Source organism: Kitasatospora sp. NPDC059571, assembly GCF_042735675.1.
Classification (GTDB): domain Bacteria; phylum Actinomycetota; class Actinomycetes; order Streptomycetales; family Streptomycetaceae; genus Kitasatospora.
This window is the reverse complement of sequence record NZ_JBHWBW010000086.1, coordinates 723-22203: the sequence shown is the minus strand read 5'-3', so window position 1 is coordinate 22203 and position 21481 is coordinate 723. Positions and strand designations below refer to the sequence as shown.

At 72.5% G+C, this 21481-nt stretch carries 16 protein-coding genes and 1 tRNA gene; 5 read left to right on the top strand and 12 right to left on the bottom strand.

The genetic code is table 11. From position 1 onward, the window contains the following. Window positions 1-50: 50 nt before the first annotated feature. On the bottom strand, window positions 51-701 hold the full coding sequence (locus tag ACFV0G_RS13095) for an ANTAR domain-containing response regulator (protein ID WP_380545930.1): 651 nt from the start codon (window positions 699-701) through the stop codon (window positions 51-53). A gap of 91 nt (window positions 702-792) precedes the next feature. Here ACFV0G_RS13095 and ACFV0G_RS13090 point away from each other — a divergent pair. Together ACFV0G_RS13090 and ACFV0G_RS13085 are read left to right on the top strand one after the other, a co-directional pair. Then, window positions 793-875: transfer RNA gene (locus ACFV0G_RS13090), tRNA-Leu, on the top strand. Window positions 876-989: 114 nt separating this feature from the next. Continuing rightward, entirely contained in the window at window positions 990-1772 is a 783-nt protein-coding gene (locus tag ACFV0G_RS13085) for a helix-turn-helix domain-containing protein (protein ID WP_380545928.1), read from the top strand. 61 nt (window positions 1773-1833) lie between these two features. Here the strand turns inward: ACFV0G_RS13085 and ACFV0G_RS13080 are convergent, their stop codons facing one another. Both ACFV0G_RS13080 and pyk read right to left on the bottom strand, forming a co-directional pair. Further along, a complete protein-coding gene (locus ACFV0G_RS13080; protein WP_380545926.1) occupies window positions 1834-2835 on the bottom strand; it encodes a hypothetical protein in 1002 nt (333 codons plus the stop codon). Window positions 2836-3131: 296 nt separating this feature from the next. After that, complete coding sequence (pyk, locus tag ACFV0G_RS13075; RefSeq protein ID WP_380545924.1) at window positions 3132-4559, bottom strand: pyruvate kinase; 1428 nt, start codon at window positions 4557-4559, stop codon at window positions 3132-3134. A 425-nt stretch (window positions 4560-4984) separates the two neighbouring features. Between pyk and ACFV0G_RS13070 the strand changes: the two genes are divergently transcribed. Further along, entirely contained in the window at window positions 4985-6808 is a 1824-nt protein-coding gene (locus tag ACFV0G_RS13070) for a bifunctional metallophosphatase/5'-nucleotidase (RefSeq protein ID WP_380545922.1), read from the top strand. Window positions 6809-6838: 30 nt separating this feature from the next. On the opposite strand, the gene ACFV0G_RS13065 is transcribed toward ACFV0G_RS13070, so the two are convergent. Further along, window positions 6839-7066 (bottom strand): DUF6296 family protein, encoded by a 228-nt coding sequence (locus ACFV0G_RS13065; RefSeq protein WP_380545920.1) that lies wholly within the window; start codon window positions 7064-7066, stop codon window positions 6839-6841. A gap of 150 nt (window positions 7067-7216) precedes the next feature. Between ACFV0G_RS13065 and ACFV0G_RS13060 the strand changes: the two genes are divergently transcribed. Together ACFV0G_RS13060 and ACFV0G_RS13055 are read left to right on the top strand one after the other, a co-directional pair. After that, window positions 7217-8167 carry a hypothetical protein gene (locus ACFV0G_RS13060; RefSeq protein WP_380545918.1) on the top strand — a complete coding sequence of 317 codons (951 nt, stop codon included), beginning with the start codon at window positions 7217-7219 and terminating at the stop codon, window positions 8165-8167. A gap of 73 nt (window positions 8168-8240) precedes the next feature. Continuing rightward, the gene (locus ACFV0G_RS13055; RefSeq protein ID WP_380545916.1) at window positions 8241-8753 is read left to right on the top strand and encodes a GNAT family N-acetyltransferase; all 513 of its coding nucleotides are present in this window, start codon (window positions 8241-8243) and stop codon (window positions 8751-8753) included. Window positions 8754-8831: 78 nt separating this feature from the next. Here ACFV0G_RS13055 and ACFV0G_RS13050 read toward each other — a convergent pair whose 3' ends face one another. From ACFV0G_RS13050 to ACFV0G_RS13015, 8 genes are all read right to left on the bottom strand, one after another. After that, complete coding sequence (locus tag ACFV0G_RS13050; RefSeq protein WP_380545914.1) at window positions 8832-10289, bottom strand: aldehyde dehydrogenase family protein; 1458 nt, start codon at window positions 10287-10289, stop codon at window positions 8832-8834. 68 nt (window positions 10290-10357) lie between these two features. Beyond that, window positions 10358-11224 carry a helix-turn-helix domain-containing protein gene (locus tag ACFV0G_RS13045; RefSeq protein WP_380545912.1) on the bottom strand — a complete coding sequence of 289 codons (867 nt, stop codon included), beginning with the start codon at window positions 11222-11224 and terminating at the stop codon, window positions 10358-10360. A 253-nt stretch (window positions 11225-11477) separates the two neighbouring features. Further along, complete coding sequence (locus tag ACFV0G_RS13040) at window positions 11478-12938, bottom strand: glutamate synthase subunit beta (protein WP_380545910.1); 1461 nt, start codon at window positions 12936-12938, stop codon at window positions 11478-11480. Further along, window positions 12931-17514 (bottom strand): glutamate synthase large subunit, encoded by a 4584-nt coding sequence (gene gltB, locus ACFV0G_RS13035; protein ID WP_380545932.1) that lies wholly within the window; start codon window positions 17512-17514, stop codon window positions 12931-12933. The genes ACFV0G_RS13040 and gltB overlap by 8 nt, the downstream gene beginning before the upstream one ends. Before the next feature lie 522 nt (window positions 17515-18036). Continuing rightward, a complete protein-coding gene (locus ACFV0G_RS13030; RefSeq protein WP_380545908.1) occupies window positions 18037-18777 on the bottom strand; it encodes a VIT1/CCC1 transporter family protein in 741 nt (246 codons plus the stop codon). 203 nt (window positions 18778-18980) lie between these two features. Beyond that, window positions 18981-19916 carry a prolipoprotein diacylglyceryl transferase gene (lgt, locus tag ACFV0G_RS13025; RefSeq protein ID WP_380545906.1) on the bottom strand — a complete coding sequence of 312 codons (936 nt, stop codon included), beginning with the start codon at window positions 19914-19916 and terminating at the stop codon, window positions 18981-18983. Between the two features lie 127 nt (window positions 19917-20043). After that, a complete protein-coding gene (locus tag ACFV0G_RS13020; protein WP_380545904.1) occupies window positions 20044-20877 on the bottom strand; it encodes a DsbA family protein in 834 nt (277 codons plus the stop codon). Between the two features lie 57 nt (window positions 20878-20934). After that, a partial coding sequence (locus ACFV0G_RS13015; protein WP_380545902.1) for a MauE/DoxX family redox-associated membrane protein occupies window positions 20935-21481 on the bottom strand: 547 nt, incomplete at its 5' end.

Genomic DNA, 21481 nt, shown 5'->3' with positions numbered 1-21481 from the left:
CCGCAACCGCGGGGCGGGCCTGCGCACGTCCTGCCGGCACCGGCCGGGGCTCAGCCCTCGGCGTCGGCCTTCTTGCGGTCCTGCGCCTCGCCCTCCTCGATCACGGCCTGCGCCACCGCGGCCATGGTCATCCGGCGGTCCATCGACGTCTTCTGGATCCAGCGGAACGCGGCCGGCTCGGTCAGGCCGAACTTGGTCTGCAGCACGCTCTTCGCCCGGTCCACCAGCTTGCGGGTCTCCAGCCGCTGGGAGAGATCGGCGATCTCCTCCTCCAGCGTCCGCATCTCCGTGTACCGCGAGACCGCCATCTCGATCGCCGGCACCAGGTCGCTCTTGCTGAACGGCTTCACGATGTACGCCATCGCGCCGGCGTCGCGGGCCCGGTCGACCAGCTCGCGCTGCGAGAACGCGGTCAGCATCAGCACCGGCGCCAGGTGCTGCTCGTGGATCCGCTCCGCCGCCGACAGGCCGTCCAGGACGGGCATCTTCACGTCGAGGATCGCGAGGTCCGGCTTCAGCTCCTCGACCAGCTTCACCGCCGTCTCGCCGTCCCCGGCCTCACCGACGACGGTGTAGCCCTCCTCCTCCAGCATCTCCTTGAGGTCGAGGCGGATCAGCGCCTCGTCCTCGGCGATGACGATCCGGGTGATCTGGGACAGGTCGGGCTCAAGCGGCTCGGGCTGCTCGTCGGCGGTGCTCACGGGGCTCCTCGTTCCGGCGGGGACTGCATGCACGAGCCTACCTAGCTGCAGCATGAGACGCGCACACGGTATCCTTCTGACGCCAAACCGAGCCGGGTTGGTGGAACGGCATACACGGATGTCTCAAACACATCTGCCCGAAAGGGCTTGCGGGTTCGAATCCCGCACCCGGCACCCCAGTTCTTCCTTCGATCCGCAGGCATTCCCGGAATGCGCGGACGTCACCGCCCCGGGTGATCCCGGCCGGATCCGCTCCCCGGCACCCCGCCCGGTCCGCATCGTGGACACATGAGCCGCACCTCCCCGCGCGACGAGGCCCTGCGACTGCTGCGGGCCGGCACCTCCAACGCCGACGTGGCCCGCCGGCTCGGCGTCCCCGCGGGCACCGTCTCCTGGTGGAAGCACCAGGACCGGGCCCGGCGCGGCGAACTGCCCGGCCGAAGGCGCTCGACCTGCCCGCACTGCCACGGCGACCCGCTCGACCGTCCGGCCTACGGCTACCTGCTGGGCCTCTACCTGGGCGACGGCCACATCTCCCGGGCCGGCCGGCACTGCCCCAGTCTCGCCATCAGCTGCGACGACCGGTGGCCGGGCCTGGCGGACGCCGCGGAGCGGGCGATCCGCGCCGTCCTGCCGCACAACTCGCCCTGCCGGGTGCGCCGCAAGGGCTGTCATGACGTCAAGGTGTACTCCGCACACCTGCCGTGCCACTTCCCGCAGCACGGCCCGGGCAAGAAGCACGAGCGGCCGATCGTCCTGGAGCCCTGGCAGCAGGAGATCGTCGACGCCCACCCGTGGGAGCTGCTCCGCGGGCTGTTCCACTCCGACGGCTGCCGCGTCACCAACCGGGTCTCCCGCGCGGCCGGCGGGGAGGTGCGGCGGCACGAGTACCCCCGCTACCTCTTCACCAACACCTCGGCCGACATCCGGCAGATCTGCACCGCCGCCCTGGACGCGGTCGGCGTCGCCTGGCGGGCCGCCCGCCCCCGCCCGGGCGGCCAGGTCACCGTCTCCGTCGCCCGGCGGGAATCGGTGGCGCTGCTGGACGAGCACGTCGGGGCGAAGTGGTGACGGCGCAGCCCTCCCCCCATCGGTGGGCTGCGCCGTCGGTCCTCGGGTGGTGCGGGGCGGGTCAGTTCACCGGGCCGCTGGCGGCGACGCCGGTGGCGTGCAGGACGGTGGTGGCGGCCGGGGCGGTGTGGTCGGGGTCGGTGACGGAGAGGGTGTAGTCGCCGTCGGTGGCGCCCTGGAAGACGAACCAGGCGGCCTGGTCCTGGCGGGTGGGACGGTCGGGGTAGATGGCCTCGATGGGGGCTACGGAGGGGCCGACCTCCTGGCCGTCGGGGAGCTTGAGGCGCAGGCTGGTGCCGTCGACGGCCATGCCGGCGGGGCCGACCTTGCCGGTCATGTCGAAGAGGACGAGGACGGCGCGCTGGCCGAGGGTGAGGGCGCCGCTGCCGTTGCCGCCGCCGACGTCGGCGCGCAGTTGGGCGCTCTTGAGGGTGAGGCCGAGGCGGCCGGAGGTGAGGGTGGCGCCGGCGGTGGCGTGCAGGTCGACGGGGGCGAGGGTGACGGGGGCGCGTCCGCCGCTGCCGAGCGGGACGACGGCCTGGGCCTGGCCGGGGGCGCCGAGGACGAGGGAGGCGCCGTCGAGGGTGAGGGGGCCGGTGCCGGTGAAGGTGATGGGCAGCGGGTTGCTGGCGCCGGGGGTGGGCGGGGCGGCGGTGCCGAGGTTGCCGGTGAGGGGGGTGCCGGCGATGTCGATGGCGATGTCGGGCCAGCCGGTGACGGGGGTGGTGCGGAAGGTGTTGGTGACGGTGGTGGCGAGGGTGATGGTGGAGCCGGTGCCGTCGGGGTTGGCGGCGGTGGCGGCGGTCTTGATGTCGAAGCGCAGGCCGCCCCAGTAGGCGGTGCGGCCGACGGTGGTGGTGCCGGGCTTGCCGGCGGGGGTGGTGGCGGTGCTCCCGGCCGCGGCGGTGGTGGTGCGGGCGGGGAGGGGCTTGGCGGTGCCGCCGGAGGTGTCGTCGGGGCCGCAGGCGGTGGCGAGGCCGGCGGTGAGGAGGGCGGTGGCGAGGGCGAGGGCGGTGGTGGCGCTGCGGGGTCTGCTGCCGCGCGTCGTGGTGCTGCTGCTCATGGTGTCCCCCTTCGGGCGGCCCTGCTGCCGGGCCGGTCGTGGGGACCGTACCCGCGGCGGGGGTGCAAGTGGCGGTCTGTCACCGGATGGGGACGGTTCGGTGGCGGGGCCGGGGCGTTCGCAGCGCGGGTGTGACGGTGGTGGGGGGCGGGGTGGGGGCGGGGGCCCCGGCAGGGGGGGTGGGGTGGCGCCAGCGGTGGGGTGTGTGGTGGGGGGGGGGGGGTGGGGTGCCCCTTGGGGTGGGGGGGGGGGGGGGGGGGGGGGGGGGGCCCCCCCCCCCCCGTCAGGGGGTGTGCTCAGTTGTCGAGTTCGCCGACGTGGTGGACGCGGACGAGGTTGGTGGAGCCGGCCAGGCCGGGGGGCGAGCCGGCGGTGATGACGACGATGTCGCCCTTCTGGCAGCGGCCGAGGCCGATGAGCTGGGCGTCGACCTGGGCGACCATGTCGTCGGTGGTGGGGACGTAGGGGCCGAGGAAGGTCTCGACGCCCCAGGTGAGGGCGAGTTGGCTGCGGACGGCGGGTTCGTAGGTGAAGGCGAGGACGGGGATGGGCGAGCGGTAGCGGGTGAGGCGGCGGGCGGTGTCGCCGCTCTGGGTGAAGGCGATCAGGTATTTGGCGTGCAGGAAGTCGCCGATCTCGGCGGCGGCGCGGGCGACGGCGCCGCCCTGGGTGCGGGGCTTGGTGCCGTCGGTGAGCGAGGGGAGGCCGGCGGCGAGGATGTCGGCCTCGGCGGCCTCGATGATGCGGCTCATGGTGCGGACGGTCTCGACGGGGTACTTGCCGACGGAGGTCTCGCCGGAGAGCATGACGGCGTCGGTGCCGTCGAGGACGGCGTTGGCGACGTCGGAGGCCTCGGCGCGGGTGGGCCGGGAGGCGTTGATCATCGAGTCGAGCATCTGGGTGGCGACGATGACCGGCTTGGCGTTGCGGCGGGCGAGGGTGATGGCGCGCTTCTGGACGATCGGCACGTCCTCCATGGGCATTTCGACGCCGAGGTCGCCGCGGGCGATCATGATGCCGTCGAAGGCGTCGACCACGGATTCGAGGTCGGTGACGGCCTGCGGCTTCTCGATCTTGGCGATGACGGGGAGGCGGCGGTCCTCCTCGGCCATGATGCGGTGGACGTCCTCGGCGTCGCGTCCGCTGCGGACGAAGGAGAGGGCGATCAGGTCGGCCCCGAGCCGCAGTGCCCAGCGCAGGTCGTCGACGTCCTTGTCGCTCAGCGCGGGCACGGAGACGGCCACCCCGGGGAGGTTGAGGCCCTTGTGGTCGGAGACGAGTCCGCCCTCGACGACGGTGGTGCGGACGGCGGGTCCTTCGACGCCGGTGACCTCCAGGCAGACCCGCCCGTCGTCGACCAGGATGCGCTCGCCGCGGGAGACGTCGGCGGCCAGGCCGGGGTAGGTGGTGCTGCAGGTGTCGCGGGTGCCGGGGACGTCGTCGACGGTGATGGTGAACTCGTCGCCGCGTTCAAGAAGTACGGGGCCGTCGGCGAAGGTGCCGAGGCGGATCTTCGGGCCTTGGAGGTCGACGAGGATGCCGACGCTGCGGCCGGTCTCGTCGGAGGCCTTGCGGACCCGGCGGTAGCGCTCCTCGTGTTCGAGCCGGGAGCCGTGGCTGAGATTGAACCGGGCGATGTCCATGCCGGCCTCGACCAGGGCTTTGATCTGGTCGTACGAGTCGGCGGCGGGCCCGAGGGTACAGACGATTTTTGCTCGGCGCATGCCTGTACAGCGTAGGCATTACCGGCCCGTAACAACGAGGTTCCGGGCGGCTCCCCTACGGCGGTTGCAGAAAGTTTTGATTAACAAACTGACACATCGTGACGGTGGCGGCGGTGAGGCGGAGTTGACCGTCCGCGTGGACGTCCGCGACCTGCGGGGACGCCGGGAGCGGGGTTCCGGGGAGCCCGCCGGGTGACCCGGGGGCGGCCGGGTTGACGCACCGGCGTACGGGCGGTGCGGACACCGCGGCGTCGGCCGGCCGCCACGGACGCGTCGTCAATTCCTCACCAGACGGCAACGTCGGGGGGCTGTCGCGGCCGGGTTTTTGACGGCAGACTTCTACGCGCGTATCTCTACGCGCGTCACCATCCGTCGGCGGTGCACCGCCGCCGCCGGTCCCTCACCCGGCCACGTTGGAGTCGTCCATGTCCCTGAACCGCCGTGACTTCGTCACCCGCTCCGCCGCCACCGCGGCCGGCGCCGCACTGGTCGGCGGCCTGCCGGTCGCCGCGGCCACCCCGGCCGCCGCGGCCCAGGACAGCGGCGACGCGCACCGCGGTCCCGCCGGCAAGGAGACCTTCACCGTGCTGGGCACCACCGACCTGCACGGCCGGGTCCTGAACTGGGACTACTTCACCGACGCGGAGTACGACGACAAGGCGCACAACGACGTCGGCCTCGCCAAGATCTCCACCCTGGTCAAGCAGATCCGCGAGGAGAAGGGCTGCCACCGCACCCTGCTGATCGACGCGGGCGACATCATCCAGGGCACCCAGCTCACCTACTACTACGCCCGGGTCGAGCCGATCACCGCCGCCAAGCGGCCGCCGCGGCACCCGATGGCCGTGGCGATGAACGCGATCGGCTACGACGCGGCGGCCCTCGGCAACCACGAGTTCAACTACGGCATCCCGACCGTCCGCGCCTTCGAGGAGCAGCTGGACTTCCCGCTGCTGGGCGCGAACGCGCTGCACGCGAAGAACGAGAAGCCGGCCTTCCGCCCGTACGTCATCAAGGAGCTGCACCTCGGGCACGGCCGTCCGCTGCGGGTCGGCATCCTCGGCCTGACCAACCCGGGCATCGCGATCTGGGACAAGGCCAACGTGTCGGGCCAGATGGTCTTCCCCGGCATCGTGGAGATGGCGAAGAAGTACGTGCCGCGGATGCGCGCGGCCGGCGCGGACGTGGTGATCGTCTCGGCGCACTCCGGCATCGACGAGGCCACCACCTACGGCGACCAGCTGCCCTGGCCGGAGGACGCCTCGGGCGAGATGGCCGAGACGGTGCCCGGGATCGACGCGGTGCTGGTGGGCCACACCCACAAGGAGGTGGCGCAGCGGCTGATCGTCAACAAGGAGACCGGGCGGACGGTGGTGCTGTCGGAGCCGCTGTGCTGGGCGCAGCGGCTGTCGGCGTTCGACTTCGAGGTGGAGTTCGCGCACGGTGCGTGGAAGGTGACCTCGGTGTCGTCGCGGGTGCTGAACTCGAACGCGGTGCCGGAGGACCCGGAGATCGTGAAGCTGGTGGCGGCGCAGCACAAGAAGGTGGTGGCGTACGTCAACCAGGTGATCGGGACGTGCAAGAGTGCGCTGTCGATCGCGGAGGCGCCGTACAAGGACGTGCCGATCATCGATCTGATCGGGCGGGTGCAGGCGGACACGGTGCGGGCGGCGCTGGCGTCGACGGAGTACGCGAAGCTGCCGGTGCTGGCGCAGGCGGCGCCGTTCAACCGGACGGCGCTGATTCCGGCGGGTGATGTGCGGCTGCGGGATGCGGCGGGTCTGTACATCTACGAGAACACGCTGGAGGCGCGGATCCTGACGGGTGCGCAGATCAAGGACTATCTGGAGTTCTCGGCGAAGTACTTCGCGCAGCTGGCGCCGGGGGCGCCGGTGAACCTGGACACGCTGACCAACCAGCAGTCGACTCCGGACTACAACTTCGATTCGGTGTACGGGCTTTCGTACGACATCGACATCTCGCAGCCGGTGGGGTCGCGGATCGTGAACCTGTCGCTGGACGGGGTGGCGGTGGATCCGGCGGCGCAGTTCGTGCTGGCGGTGAACAACTACCGGGCGAACGGCGGCGGCAACTTCCCGCACGTGGCGGCGGCGAAGTCGGTGTGGGCGAGTTCGGACGAGATCCGGAACACGATGATCGCCTGGGTGAAGGCGAAGGGGGTCATCGACCCGGCGGACTTCGGCGGGGTGACCTGGCGGCTGGTCCGGGCGGGTGTGCCGCTGTTCTAGGCCTTGTCGGTGGTGTCCGGTCGCCGCGGTTCAGCCCGTGCCGCGGCGCCGGACGGCGGCGGGTGCGGTGAGGTCCTGCTGGCCGCCGGTGGCGAGCATGCGGACCTCGTCGCGGTCGCTGATCTCGGCGCGGACGATGCCGCTGTCGTCGGTGTACACCGGGTGGCCGCCGGGGCCCTTGGTGCCGGTGGGGTGGACGTTGACGATGTCCTCGCCGGGTTGGCCGGGGTGGGTGAAGACCAGTTCGTACTCGGGCACCGGGCACCTCCTGGTCCGGGGCTGGGCGGGGGCGGGGTTTCCGCCGTTCCCAGTCTGGCCCCTCGGGCGGCCGGGCGCGCTTCGGGAACCGGCCGGGCGGCGGGTGCGTCACACCGCTGCCAAATGCCGTTTCCGACAGGGGGTATGTCCGTGCGCGGGGTGCGTGGGGCGGTGGCGGTGCTGGTCGCCGCGGTGGTGGTGGCGGGGTGCGGCCGGGTGGTGGCGGGCTCCGGGACGGGGCCGGCCGGGGGCGGGGCGCCGGGTGTGTCGGCCTCGGCCGGCGGGGTGACGGGGGATGCGGCGCGGCTGCGGGCGGCGGAGGTCGCCCGGGCGTGGCCGGGGTCTGCGGTGCAGCGGCAGTGGACGTCGGGGTACTACCCGCTGGACGTGCCGCCGGAGTGGCTGCCGCGGGACGCGTTCCACAGCGGGGCGGACAAGGCGGCGTACGCGGCCGGGCACCTGGATCTGCGCGGCGGGCTGCCGCAGACGCTGTCGGGGACGGCGCAGGTGCGGTTCGCGGACGGGTCGGTGCTGGCGGTGCCGCTGGTGTCCGCGGATGCGGTGTTCCGGCGGCTGACGGACACCGGGGTGGCGTGTCCCGGGGCGTGTGCGGGGCGGCTGGAGGTGTCGGGGGCGCGGCCGGCGACGCGGGAGGTGTCGACGAGCCGGGGGCGGGCGGTGATCCCGGTGTGGGAGTTCTCGGTGGCGGGCTATGCGGAGCCGTTCACGTATCCGGCGGTGGCGGGCGGGCAGGTGCCCGGTGAGCCGTCGCCGGGGCCGCGCTGGGAGGCTCCGGGGGCGGGGGCGGCGCTGTGGTCGGGGACGTCGGCGGACGGGCTGGTGCTGACCGGGCTGGTCACGCACGGTGCGTGCACGCAGCTGCTGCCGGGCGAGGTGTACGAGACGGACGCGGCGGTGGTGCTGATCGCGCGGTGGCGGTCGACGGCGGTGGCCGGGCAGGCGTGTCCGGCGTCGGCGGTGGTGGCGCCGCAGGAGTTCCGGCTGGCGCGGCCGCTGGGCGGGCGGGCGGTGCTGGACCTGGTGACGGGCGGGCCGCAGGCGCAGGCGGGGCCGGGGCGGATGCCGACGCACGGCGAGTGAGCGAGGGCTGCCGCGGGCGGCCGTGCTGCGGCAGGATCGGGTCCGTGACGTGGCCGGGGCCGGGGAGGCTGTGATGTGGGAGACCGAGCGGTTGGTGATCCGTCCGTGGGAGGGCGGTGACCGGGACCGGGCGCTGGATCTGTACGGCCGCTGGGAGGTGGCCCGCTGGCTGGGGGCGGCGCCGCGGGTGCTGGGGTCGGCGGCGGAGGCGGAGGCGCTGATCGAGCGGTTCCGGGCGCGTTCGGCGGATCCGCGGTACGGGGTGTGGGCGGTCGAGGTGCGGGAGACCGGGGTGGTGGCGGGGTCGGTGCTGCTGTCCCCGCTGCCGGACGGCGGCGGGGAGGTGGAGGTCGGCTGGCACTTCCACCCGGACTGCTGGGGCCGCGGCTATGCGACGGAGGCGGCGCGGGCTGCGGTGGCGAAGGGTTTCGCGGACGGGCTGGCCGAGATCCTGGCGGTGGTGCGGCCGGGGAACGAGCCGTCGCTGGCGCTCTGCCGCCGGCTGGGGATGGAGCCGCTGGGCCGCACCGACCGGTGGTACGGGACGGAGCTGGAGGCGTTCCGGCTGGCGCGGCCGGGCGGCTGAGGGCGGGGCCTCGGAGGCTGTGCCCCGGGCGGGGGCGGGGGCGGGCGGTGCGGCCGCCCTCCCCCGCCGGGCCGCGGGTCAGAACGGGAAGCGGCTGCGCCCGTGCTGGATGGAGATCCACTTGACGGTGGTGAAGGCGTCGACGGTGGCGTCGCCGTTGAGGCGGCCGACGCCGGAGTTCTTCTCACCGCCGAAGGGGACGATGGGCTCGTCGGCGATGGTGCCGTCGTTGATGTGGATCATGCCGGTCTCGATCCGCCGGGCGAGCCGGACGCCGCGCTCGATGTCGCCGGTGTGGACGGCGCCGCTGAGGCCGAACGGGGTGTCGTTGGCGATCTCCACGGCCTCGTCGTCGCCGTCGAACGGGACGACGACCACGACCGGGCCGAAGATCTCCCGGCGCAGGATCTCCGCGTCGTGCGGCACGCCGGCGAGTACCACGGGCTCCATCAGGGTGCCGGTGGTGGTGCCGCGCAGCAGTACCCGGGCGCCGTCGGCGACGGCCCGGTCGACCTGGGCGGTGATCGCGTCGGCCTGGGTGCTGTTGATCAGCGGGCCGATGTCGGTGGCCGGATCCTGCGGGTCGCCGACGGTCAGGGTGCGGATCTTGGCGACGAAGCGGGCGGTGAAGTCGTCGAGGACGGTGCGGTCGACCAGGACGCGGTTGGCGGCCATGCAGACCTGGCCCTGGTGGGCGAAGCGGCTGAAGACGGCGGCGTCGACGGCGTAGTCGAGGTCGGCGTCGTCGAGGACGATCAGGGCGCTGTTGCCGCCGAGTTCGAGGACGGTCCGCTTGAAGTGGCTCGCGGCGACGGTGGCGACGTGCCGGCCGACGCCGTCGGAGCCGGTGAAGGCGATGACCTTGGGGACGGGGTGCTCGATGAAGGCGTCGCCGATCTCGGCGATGTCGGTGAGCACGACGTTGAGCAGGCCGGCCGGCAGCCCGGCCTCCTCGAAGATCTTGGCGATCAGGGTGCCGCCGGTGATCGGGGCGTCCTGGTGGGGCTTGAGGACGACGGCGTTGCCCAGCGCGAGGGCCGGGGCGACGGCCTTCAGCGACAGGAACAGCGGGAAGTTGAACGGGCTGATGACGCCGACCACGCCGACCGGGAGCCGGTAGACGCGGTTCTCCTTGCCGTCGACCGGGGAGGGCAGGATGCGGCCCTCGGCGCGCAGCGCGAGCTGCATGCACTCGCGGAGCATGTCCTTGGCGAGGGAGAGCTCGAAGCCGGCCTTGAGCCGGGTGCCGCCGAGTTCGGCGATGATGGTGGCGGTGATCTCCTGCTCGCGGTCCTCGATGATCCGCAGGGCGCGTTCGAAGAGCAGCCGCCGGGCGTAGGGGTTGGTCCCGGCCCAGGAGCGCTGGGCCCGCTCGGCGGCGCGGTAGGCCTCGTCGACCTCGGCGGCGGTGGCGACGGTGATCGCGGCGAGCTTGTCCCCGGTGTACGGGTTGATGTCGACGATGTCCCACGAGCCGCTGCCGGGGCGCCACTGGCCGTCGATGTACTGCTGCGACAGTTCGGTGAAGTGCGACATCCGCTGCCTTTCGATGAGTGCCGTCCGAGCGAACGGATTTGACGAACACTCATCCTACTGACCGGCGATCAGTTGTCCCGGAGAACCAGGCGAAGAAGGTCCAGGGAGGCCTCCGGGGAGAGCGCCGCGGCCCGCAGCCGCTCCAGTGCCGCGGCGTACTCGGCGACCTCGGCCGGCCGGTCCAGGTAGAGCGCGCTGGTGAACTGCTCCAGGTAGACCACGTCGGGCAGGTCCGTGCCGGGGAAGCCCAGCAGGGTGAACGCGCCCGCCTCCGCACCGGGCCGCTCGCTGCCCAGCGGCACCACCCGGACCACCACGCCCGGCAGCGCGGCCTGCGCGATCAGGTGCTCCAGCTGGCCGTTCATCACCTCCGGGCCGCCGCAGGGCCGGCGCAGCACCGCCTCGTCGATCACCGCCTCCAGCTGCGGGGAGCGGCGGGCGGCGAGCACCTGGCGGCGGCGCATCCGGACGGCGACCCGCCGGTCGACCTCCTCCGGCGAGGCGGTGTGCCGGCCGAGCAGCACCACGGCGCGGGCGTACGCCTCGGTCTGGAGCAGCCCGGGGACGTACTGGACCTCGTAGCAGGAGATCTCGGAGGCCGCCTCCTCCAGGCCGAGGTAGGTCTGGAACCAGGACGGGACGACGTCCTCCTGGCCGTGCCACCAGGCTGCGGCGTTGGCCTCGGCGACCAGGGCGAGCAGGGCCGTCCGCTCCTCGCCGTGCTCCAGACCGTAGAGGGTGAGCAGGTCGGCGACGTCGCGCTCCTTGAAGCCGACCCGGCCGAGCTCCATCCGGCTGATCTTGGACTCGGAGGCGCGGATCGAGTAGCCGGCGTCCTCCCGGGAGACGCCGCTGGCCTCGCGGAGCCGGCGCAGCCGGGAGCCGAGCAGCAGCCGGTGCGCGGTGGCCCCACCGCCGGTGTGGAGCATGCTCATCGCGCCGACCTCCGTGGCCTGTACGGCAGTTGCCCGTCCGCGGCAGTCTGCCACCTGGGTCCGACAGCCGGAAGGGCTTCTCGGCCCGCTCCCAGCCGATTGCCAGGAATGCGTCCGGGCAGGCGACAGCGCCTGCCCCCAACTGGTCGGGGAGAGGACAGGCGCTGTCAACCGCATGATCCCGGCGGCTCTGGCGGGTCGCGGTGTGGTGCAGCCGGGGGGAGCCCGGCGGATCGGGGTGAGGGCGGGGCCCTCAGACCACCAGGGGGCGGTCGGTCGGGCGGATCGGCGCGGGCAGTGGGGTCTTGCCGCCCAGGTACTTGTCGACCGCCGCGGCGGCCGAGCGGCCCTCCGCGATCGCCCAGACGATCAGCGACTGGCCGCGGCCGGCGTCGCCGCAGACGTAGACGCCGTCCACGTTGGTGGCGAAGCGGTTGTCGCGGGCGACGTTGCCGCGGTCGTCGAGGGCGACGCCGAGCTGCTCGACGATGCCGTTGCGGACGTCGGTGCCGGTGAAGCCCATCGCCAGGGTGACCAGCTGCGCCGGGATGGCGCGCTCGCTGCCGGGCACCTGCTCGAACTTCCCGTTCTTGAACTCGACCTCGACGAGGTGGAGCTGCTGGACGTTGCCGTCCTCGTCGCCGCTGAAGTGGGTGGTGGAGACGGAGTAGATCCGCTCGCCGCCCTCCTCGTGCGCGGAGGTGACCTTGTAGGTCATCGGCATGGTCGGCCAGGGCTGGTGGCCGGGGCGGTCGTCGCCGGGCCGCGGCATGATCTCCAGCTGGGTGACCGAGGCCGCGCCCTGGCGGTGGGCCGTGCCGACGCAGTCCGCGCCGGTGTCGCCGCCGCCGATGACGACCACGTGCTTGCCCTTGGCGCTGATCGGCGAGTCGACGTAGTCGCCCTCCTGCACCTTGTTGGCCAGCGGCAGGTACTCCATGGCCTGGTGGATGCCGGCCAGCTCGCGGCCCGGGACGGGCAGGTCGCGGGCGGTGGTGGCGCCGGCCGCGATGACGACCGCGTCGAAGCGGTCGCGCAGCTGCTGGCCGCTGATGTCGACGCCGGCCTCGACGCCGGTGCGGAAGCGGGTGCCCTCCGCGCGCATCTGCTCGATGCGGCGGTTGATGTGGCGCTTCTCCATCTTGAACTCGGGGATGCCGTAGCGCAGCAGGCCGCCGATGCGGTCGGCGCGCTCGTACACGACCACGGTGTGGCCGGCCCGGGTGAGCTGCTGGGCGACGGCCAGGCCGGCCGGGCCGGAGCCGATGACGGCCACGGTCTTGCCGGACAGGCGCTCCGGGATCTGCGGGGTGACGCCGCCGCGGTCCCAGGCCTTGTCGATGATGGTGACCTCGACGTTCTTGATGGTCACCGCGTCCTGGTTGATGCCGAGGACGCACGCCGACTCGCAGGGCGCCGGGCAGAGGCGGCCGGTGAACTCCGGGAAGTTGTTGGTCGCGTGCAGGCGCTCGATGGCGCCCGTCCAGTCGTCCCGGTAGGCCAGGTCGTTCCACTCGGGGATGAGGTTCCCGAGCGGGCAGCCGTTGTGGCAGAACGGGATGCCGCAGTCCATGCAGCGGCCGGCCTGCTCGGTGATGATCGGCAGGAGGCTGCGCTCGACGTAGACCTCGTTCCAGTCCCGCAGACGGACGTCGACGGGACGGCGCTCGGCCAGCTGCTTCGGGGTGGTCAGGAAGCCCTTCGGGTCAGCCATGTGCCGCCTCCATCATCTTGCGAGTGGTCTCGGACTCGGAGAGTCCATCGCGCTCAGCGGCGTCCTTGGCGGCGAGCACAGCCTTGTAGTCGGTGGGCATGATCGTGGAGAAGCGGGAGACGCCGCTGCCCCAGTCGGCCAGGAGCTCGGCGGCGACGGTGGAGCCGGTCTCCTCGTAGTGCTGCTGCACGGTCTCGCGCAGCCACTCGCGGTCCGCGGCGTTGGGGGCCTCGATGCCCACCATGCCGGAGTTCACGTTCGCCGGACGCAGGTCCAGCACGTACGCGATACCGCCGGACATGCCCGCAGCCAGGTTACGCCCCGTCTCGCCGAGGATGACGACCCGGCCCCCGGTCATGTACTCCAGGCCGTGGTCGCCCACGCCCTCGACGACCAGGGTGGCACCGGAGTTGCGGACGGCGAAGCGCTCGCCGGCCTTGCCGCGCAGGTGGATACGGCCCGCGGTGGCGCCGTAGCCGATGGTGTTGCCGGCGATGACGTGGTTCTGCGCGTCGGCGCCGATCGCGGCCGCGTCGCGGGCCGGGCGGACGACCAGGACGCCGCCGGACAGGCCCTTGCCGACGTAGTCGTTGGCGTCGCCCTCCAGCCGCAGGGTGACGCCCCTGGGCACGAAGGCGCCGAACGACTGGCCGGCGGAGCCGGTGAAGGTCACGTCGATGGTGCCCTCGGGCAGGCCCTCGCCGCGGTACTTCTTGGTCACCCGGTGGCCGAGCATGGTGCCGACGGTGCGGTTGACGTTGCGGATCGGCAGCTGGATGCGGACGGCCTCGCCGCGCTCCAGGGCGTCCTCGGCCAGCTCGATGAGCTGGTTGTCGAGGGCCTTGTCGAGCGCGTGGTCCTGCACGGTGGTGTTGTGCAGGGCCGCGCCCTCGGGGAGCTCGGGCACGTGGAACAGCGGCGCGAGGTCGAGCCCGGCGGCCTTCCAGTGGTCGATCGCGGCGGCCGCGTCGATGTGCTCGGCGTGGCCGACGGCCTCCTCGATGGAGCGGAAGCCCAGCTCGGCGAGGATCTCGCGGACCTCCTCGGCGATGAACTCGAAGAAGTTCACCACGAACTCCGGCTTGCCGGAGAAGCGCTCGCGCAGCACCGGGTTCTGGGTGGCGACGCCGACCGGGCAGGTGTCCAGGTGGCAGACGCGCATCATGATGCAGCCGGAGACCACCAGCGGGGCGGTCGCGAAGCCGAACTCCTCGGCGCCCAGCAGGGCGGCGATGACGACGTCGCGGCCGGTCTTCAGCTGGCCGTCGGTCTGCACCACGATGCGGTCGCGCAGGCCGTTCAGCAGCAGGGTCTGCTGGGTCTCGGCGAGGCCGAGCTCCCAGGGGCCGCCCGCGTGCTTGAGCGAGGTGAGCGGCGAGGCGCCGGTGCCGCCGTCGTGGCCGGAGACCAGCACCACGTCGGCGTGCGCCTTGGAGACGCCGGCGGCGACGGTGCCGACACCGACCTCGGAGACCAGCTTCACGTGGATGCGGGCGTCCGGGTTGGCGTTCTTCAGGTCGTGGATCAGCTGCGCCAGATCCTCGATCGAGTAGATGTCGTGGTGCGGCGGCGGGGAGATCAGGCCGACACCCGGGGTGGAGTGCCGGGTCTTGGCGACCCACGGGTACACCTTGTGGCCGGGCAGCTGGCCGCCCTCGCCGGGCTTGGCGCCCTGCGCCATCTTGATCTGGATGTCGTCCGCGTTGACCAGGTACTCGCTGGTGACGCCGAACCGGCCGGAGGCGACCTGCTTGATCGCCGAGCGGCGCTCCGGGTCGTACAGGCGCTCCGGGTCCTCGCCGCCCTCACCGGTGTTGGACTTGCCGCCGAGGCGGTTCATCGCGATGGCCAGCGTCTCGTGCGCCTCCATCGAGATGGAGCCGTACGACATGGCGCCGGTGGAGAAGCGCTTGACGATCGCGGAGACCGGCTCGACCTCGTCGATGGAGATCGGGGCGCGGCCCTTGGCGTCCAGCTGGAACAGGCCGCGCAGCGTCATCAGCCGCGAGGACTGCTCGTTCACCCGGGAGGTGTACTGCTTGAAGATGTCGTACCGGCCGGTGCGGGTGGAGTGCTGCAGCCGGAAGACCGTGTCCGGGTCGAACAGGTGCGGCTCGCCCTCGCGGCGCCACTGGTACTCGCCGCCGATCTCCAGCGCGCGGTGCGCGGCCGGGATGCCGGAGGCCGGGTAGGCCTTGGCGTGGCGGGCGGCGGTCTCCTTGGCGATCTCGTCCAGGCCGATGCCGCCGAGCTTGGTGGTGGTGCCGGAGAAGTACCCGTCGACCAGGTCCTGGGAGAGGCCGATGGCCTCGAAGACCTGGGCGCCGCGGTAGGAGGCGACGGTGGAGATGCCCATCTTGGACATCACCTTGAGCACGCCCTTGCCGAGCGCCTTGATCAGGTTCTTGATGGCCTTCTCGGCCTCGACGCCCTGGATGAAGACGTTCTGCGCGACGAGGTCCTCGACGGACTCCATCGCCAGGTACGGGTTGACCGCGCCGGCGCCGTAGCCGACCAGCAGCGCGACGTGGTGCACCTCGCGGACGTCGCCGGCCTCGACGATCAGGGACACCTGGGTGCGCTGCTTGGTGCGGATCAGGTGGTGGTGGATCGCGGAGGTGAGCAGCAGCGACGGGATCGGCGCGTGCTCGGCGTCCGAGTGGCGGTCGGAGAGGACGACGATGCGGGCGCCGTCGGCGATCGCGGCGTCGGCCTCGGCGGCGATCTCCTTGAGGCGGGCGGCGAGGCCCGCGCCGCCGGTGGAGACCTTGTACAGGCCGGAGAGCGTGACCGCCTTCAGGCCGTTCTGGTCGCCGTCGGCGTTGATGTGGATGAGCTTGGCGAGCTCGTCGTTGTCGATCACCGGGAAGGTGATGCCGACCGAGCGGCAGTGCGACGGCTTGGCGTCGAGCAGGTTGCCCTCGGGGCCGAGGTTGCTCAGCAGCGAGGTGACGAGCTCCTCGCGGATGGCGTCCAGCGGCGGGTTGGTGACCTGCGCGAAGAGCTGCACGAAGTAGTCGAACAGCAGGCGCGGCTTCTCGGAGAGCGCGGCGATCGGCGAGTCGGTGCCCATCGAGCCGAGCGCCTCGGCGCCGGTCTTGGCCATCGGCGCCAGGATGACGCGCAGCTCCTCCTCGGTGTAGCCGAAGGTCTGCTGGCGGCGGGTCACCGAGGCGTGGGTGTGCGCGATGTGCTCGCGCTCGGGGAGCTTGGCGAGCTGGATCTGCCCGGCGGCGACCCACTCGGCGTAGGGGTGCTCGGCGGCGAGGGCGGACTTGATCTCCTCGTCCTCGACGATGCGGCCCTCGGCCGTGTCGACCAGGAACATCTTGCCGGGCTGGAGGCGGCCCTTCTTGGCCACCCGGTCCTGCTCGATGTCGAGCACGCCGACCTCGGAGGAGAGCACGACCAGGCCGTCCTCGGTGATCCAGTACCGGGCCGGGCGCAGGCCGTTGCGGTCCAGGACGGCGCCGACCTGGGTGCCGTCGGTGAAGGTGACGCAGGCCGGGCCGTCCCAGGGCTCCATCAGGTTGGAGTGGTACTGGTAGAACGCGCGGCGGGCCGGGTCCATGGTGGCGTGGTTCTCCCACGCCTCCGGGATCATCATCAGCACCGAGTGCGGCAGCGAGCGGCCGCCGAGGTGGAGCAGCTCCAGGACCTCGTCGAAGGAGGCCGAGTCGGAGTGGTCCGGGGTGCAGATCGGGAAGATCCGGCTGAGGTCGCCCGGGATGAGGTCGGTGGCGAGCTGGGACTCGCGGGCGGTCATCCAGTTCCGGTTGCCCTTGACCGTGTTGATCTCGCCGTTGTGCGCGACGAAGCGGTACGGGTGGGCGAGCGGCCAGCTCGGGAAGGTGTTGGTGGAGAACCGCGAGTGCACCAGGCCGATGGCGGAGGCGTAGAGCCGGTCCGACAGGTCGGGGAAGAAGGGCTCCAGCTGGCCGGTGGTCAGCATGCCCTTGTAGACGATGGTGCGGGCGGAGAGCGAGGGGAAGTACACCCCGGCCTCGCGCTCGGCGCGCTTGCGGACGACGAAGGCGACCCGGTCGAGGTCGATGCCGGTGCGGTCGCCGCCGGCCACGAAGACCTGGCGGAAGCGCGGCATGACGCTGCGGGCGGTGGCGCCGAGCAGGTCGGGGGCGACCGGGACGTCGCGCCAGCCGAGGACGGCCACGCCCTCCTCGGCCGCGATGGCCTCGATGCGGGCGACGGCGGCGGCGTCGGCGGCGTCCTCGTCGGGGAGGAAGGCGATGCCCACCGCGTACGAGCCGGCGGCCGGGAGCTCGAAGGAGACCTTGCTGCGCAGGAAGGCGTCCGGGATCTGGGTCAGGATGCCCGCGCCGTCACCGGAGTCCGGCTCGGCGCCGGTGGCGCCGCGGTGCTCCAGGTTGCGCAGGACGGTGAGCGCCTGGTCGACGACGGTGTGGTCGGCGATGCCGGTCAGCGTGGCGACGAAGCCGACGCCGCAGGCGTCGTGCTCGTTTCGCGGGTCGTACAGGCCCTGAGCAGCAGGTCGCGCATCCGGAACGAGCGCGTAGGGCCGGGCTGCGGCCTGCTCGGGCTCGTTGGCGGAGTGCATGGATGCAGACAGCATCGGCTCTCCCGTCGTCGTCTTGGCTTGGGGGTACCTCCCAGCCGAGGGCTGGGGGAGCAAGTGCAATAGGGACGACGTTGGCCCTCATGCGATTTCGTGCAGGTTACATAATGCCGGACATCCCGGGAAGTGGAACACGGCGTCCATATGGCGGACAGAACCCGCAGGTCAGCGACGGTTACCGATGGGTAGAACCGGCGCGGCGGAGCAGTCGTCGGTCCGCACGTTTCCACCAGTGTGCCCAACCACCCCGTGGGCGAAACAGTGCCGAAACGCTCCCGTGGTCGACCGCCGGTACGGGCGCCTGCGATTCCATCCCGACCGGCGGACCGGGGGAATGGAATCCGAGGATCCGGCTGCCCCGCAGCGAGCCTAGGACAGGCGGCCGGGCCGCACCCATGTGTGGAACGTCACGCATCGCGTGGCATATCCATACGGCCCGCTGTGGCATCGCACAGGCCCGTCGCGGGGCGGGCCCGCGCACCCGCGACGGGGAGTCGGGGCCGGTCAGCCCACCTGTCCGCCGATGAGCCGGCCCAGCAGGAAGGTCACACCGGCCGCGGCGCCGCCCAGCAGCAGCTGCCGCACACCGCTGAACCACCAGCTGCGCGCGGTCACCCGCGCCACCACCGCACCGCACAGGAACAGCCCCACCGCGGCGAGCACCAGCGCCGGCCAGAGCGCGGTCGCGCCGAGCAGGTACGGCAGCAGCGGCAGCAGCGCGCCGACCGCGAAGCAGGCGAACGAGGAGGAGGCGGCGACCAGCGGCGAGGGCAGGTCCTCCGGGTCCACCCCGAGCTCCTCCCGGGCGTGCACGGCCAGGGTCTGCTCGGGGTCGCGGGACAGCTGCCGGGCCACCTCGTGCGCGAGGTCCGGGTCGACGCCCTTGGCCACGTACAGCTGGGCGAGCTCGGCGAGCTCGCCGTGCGGGTTGCGGCTCAGTTCGAGGCGCTCGGCCTCCAGCTCGGCCTCCACCAGCTCGCGCTGCGAGGCGACCGAGGTGTACTCGCCCGCCGCCATCGAGCAGGCGCCGGCCGCGAGCCCGGCGAGGCCGGTGAGCACCACCGCGCCGTGGCTCACCTCGCCGCCGACCACACCGGTCATCAGGGCCAGGTTGGACACCAGGCCGTCCATCGCGCCGAACACCGCCGGCCGCAGCCAGCCGCCGTTGACGTCGCGGTGGTGCCCCTCGGCGGGGATGCGCGGCTTGGGTTCGCCGGCTATCGGTTCGGCGATCGCGGTGCTCATGCCATGGGCCCTTTCCCTGGACGTCCCCCCTGCGTGCCCGGATACGGCGGAGCGCCGTGGATCCTGGCCGCCCGCAGGGCTTTCACTCTGGTGAACGTAGCCCGTTGACCTGGGACTTTCCAGCAAAGTAAGGCTGGCCGAACACGATCGCGGGCGCCGGCCACGGTGGGTGGCGGGCGGCCGCGATGCGGGGAAAGCGCAGGTCAGGAGGGTTGCCCGGTGGGGGCGTCGGCCGATCCGGCGGTGCGCTCGGCGCTCCGGTGGCCGTCCGAGGGGCGGGACGGCTCGGTGTCGGCCTCGGAGTCGGCGCGGGCGGCAGGGTCGATGGAGTCCGGTGCCTCGCGGCCGGGGCGCTTCTTCCCGACGATCACCAGGTAGGCGACGGCGGCGGCGAACACCAGGATCGCCGTCCAGTCGTTGAGGCGCAGGCCGAGGATGTGGTGGGCCTCGTCGATGCGCAGGTACTCGATCCAGAACCGGCCGACCGTGTACGCGGCGACGTACAGGGCGAAGGCGCGGCCGTGGCCGAGGGTGAAGCGGCGATCGGCCCAGATGACCAGCAGGGCGACGCCGACGCACCAGAGCGACTCGTAGAGGAAGGTCGGGTGGAAGACGCCGTCGACCACCGTGCCGTCGGCCTCGACCTTGTGGATCTCCAGGCCCCAGGGCAGGGTGGTCGGCTTGCCGTAGAGCTCCTGGTTGAACCAGTTGCCCCAGCGGCCGAAGGCCTGGGCCAGCGCGATGCCGGGGGCGATCGCGTCCGCGTACGCGGGCAGCGGGACACCGCGGCGGCGGCAGCCGATCCAGGCGCCGACCGCGCCGAGCGCGATGGCCCCCCAGATGCCGAGACCGCCCTCCCAGATCTTGAAGGCGTTCCACGGGTTGCGGCCGTTGCCGAAGTACAGCTGGTGATCGGTGATCACGTGGTAGAGGCGGCCGCCCACCAGGCCGAACGGGACGGCCCACACGGCGATGTCGCCGACCGTGTGCTTGGCACCGCCCCGGGCGACCCAGCGCTTGCTGCCGAGCCAGACGGCGACGACGACGCCGATGATGATGCAGAACGCGTAGGCACGCAGCGGGATCGGTCCGAGGTGGAGGACGCCCCGCGACGGGCTCGGGAGGTATGCGAGATCCATGGCACCACCGACGCTACAGGGTCGGGGGCGCGGCATCGGCACCGGAGCGGGTCACATCTTCCGAACGGTCGCGGGGCCTGCGGGCCCGGGGGCCGGGCGGCGTGTCGCCCGGCCCCCGCGAACGGGGTCAGCCGGCGCTGCCCGAGGGCGCGGGGCTCTGGGCCGGTGCGCCGGTGGTGCCGAGCTTCTTGCCCTGGTTGGCCTGGTCCACCCAGGCGGTGAGGTTCTCCGGGGAGATCCCCTGGTCGCCCTTCTTCGGGTAGACCGACTCGCCGTTCAGCAGCACGGTCGGGGTGGACTTGAAGCCGGACTTGTCGAAGTCCTGCTGGACGGCGGAGACCCAGCCGCTGTACCGGTTGTCGTTGACGCAGCTCTCGAAGGCCGGCGTGCTGAGCCCGGGCACCTGCTTGGCGAGGTCGAGCAGGGTCTGCTTGTTGCCGAAGGCGTCCGAGGTCTCCTCGGGCTGGTTGCGGTAGAGCACGTCGTGGTAGGCGCGGAAGTGCCCGGCGGTCTGTGCGCAGCCGAGGGCGTTGACGCCGTACTTGGAGCCCTTGCCGCCGAGCGAGCGGTCGATGAACGACACCAGGTGGTAGTGGACGACGATCTTGCCCTGGTCCTCCAGGGTGTCGATGGTGTCCCGGAAGCTCTTCTCGAAGGCGCCGCAGGCGGGGCAGCGCGGGTCCTCGTACACGGTGAGGGTGGAGGGGGCGTCGGCGGCGCCGGAGGGGACGACGAGGTTCTTGTCGCCGATGGTGCCGGCCGGGGCGGCGGTGGGGGTGTCCGGCTTGGAGCGCTCGTTCTGCACCACGACGCCGGCCACCACCGCGGCCGCGATCACCGCGATCACCACACCCCCGACGACCAGCTGCTTCTTGCGCTTGGTGCGCGCCTCGTCGACGGCCCGTTGCTGGCGCAGGCGCTCGCGGGCGGTGCGCTTGCCTTCTCGGTTCTTCTCGCTCATGGGTGCTGTGTCCAAGGTGGGCCGGTCCGTTTGGTGGGGGCGGTGTCCGCGGGATGGTCAGGAGGCGAGCCAGGCGTCGACCGACAGCCGTGTCCGTGGGCGGGCGATCAGCCAGGCGGCGAGCAGCAGGAAGCCGGTGTCCCGCAGGATCTCCTGCAGGTACTCGGTCTTGGAGGCGTCGACGGCGCCGCCGCCGCCGAAGCAGCCGCAGTCGATCGAGATGCCGCGGGCCCAGGCCGAGGTGATGCCGGCGATGAAGGTGAGCAGCAGCACCGCGGAGACCGCGGCGACGAGCCGGGTGCCGAGGCCGATCAGCAGGAGCAGGGCGAGGGCGAGCTCCAGGAACGGCAGGCCGTACCCGATCGGTTTGACCAGCGATTCGGGGAGGATCTCGTAGGCCCGGACGGCCTGGGCGGCCTCGGCCGGGTCGGCGACCTTGGCCAGGCCCGCCCAGCCCCAGACCAGGGCCAGGCCGAGCCGGGCGGCCAGGCCGATCCACTCGGCCGCCGGGCCGTGGGGGGGGGGGCGGGCGCGCCCCCGCCCGGCGGGGGTGGGCGGCGGGTGGGGGGGGGCCGCGGCTAGCCACCGGGGTGCAAGGCAGGGG

What these genes read in the sequence shown, in the direction of transcription:
- ACFV0G_RS13085 (WP_380545928.1), top strand. Translation starts at nt 990, where the DNA reads ATGAGCCGCACCTCCCCGCGCGACGAGGCCCTGCGACTGCTGCGGGCC.
- ACFV0G_RS13080 (WP_380545926.1), bottom strand. Translation starts at nt 2,835, where the DNA reads ATGAGCAGCAGCACCACGACGCGCGGCAGCAGACCCCGCAGCGCCACC.
- pyk (WP_380545924.1), bottom strand. Translation starts at nt 4,559, where the DNA reads ATGCGCCGAGCAAAAATCGTCTGTACCCTCGGGCCCGCCGCCGACTCG.
- ACFV0G_RS13070 (WP_380545922.1), top strand. Translation starts at nt 4,985, where the DNA reads ATGTCCCTGAACCGCCGTGACTTCGTCACCCGCTCCGCCGCCACCGCG.
- ACFV0G_RS13055 (WP_380545916.1), top strand. Translation starts at nt 8,241, where the DNA reads ATGTGGGAGACCGAGCGGTTGGTGATCCGTCCGTGGGAGGGCGGTGAC.
- ACFV0G_RS13050 (WP_380545914.1), bottom strand. Translation starts at nt 10,289, where the DNA reads ATGTCGCACTTCACCGAACTGTCGCAGCAGTACATCGACGGCCAGTGG.
- ACFV0G_RS13045 (WP_380545912.1), bottom strand. Translation starts at nt 11,224, where the DNA reads ATGAGCATGCTCCACACCGGCGGTGGGGCCACCGCGCACCGGCTGCTG.
- ACFV0G_RS13040 (WP_380545910.1), bottom strand. Translation starts at nt 12,938, where the DNA reads ATGGCTGACCCGAAGGGCTTCCTGACCACCCCGAAGCAGCTGGCCGAG.
- gltB (WP_380545932.1), bottom strand. Translation starts at nt 17,514, where the DNA reads ATGCACTCCGCCAACGAGCCCGAGCAGGCCGCAGCCCGGCCCTACGCG.
- ACFV0G_RS13030 (WP_380545908.1), bottom strand. Translation starts at nt 18,777, where the DNA reads ATGAGCACCGCGATCGCCGAACCGATAGCCGGCGAACCCAAGCCGCGC.
- lgt (WP_380545906.1), bottom strand. Translation starts at nt 19,916, where the DNA reads ATGGATCTCGCATACCTCCCGAGCCCGTCGCGGGGCGTCCTCCACCTC.
- ACFV0G_RS13020 (WP_380545904.1), bottom strand. Translation starts at nt 20,877, where the DNA reads ATGAGCGAGAAGAACCGAGAAGGCAAGCGCACCGCCCGCGAGCGCCTG.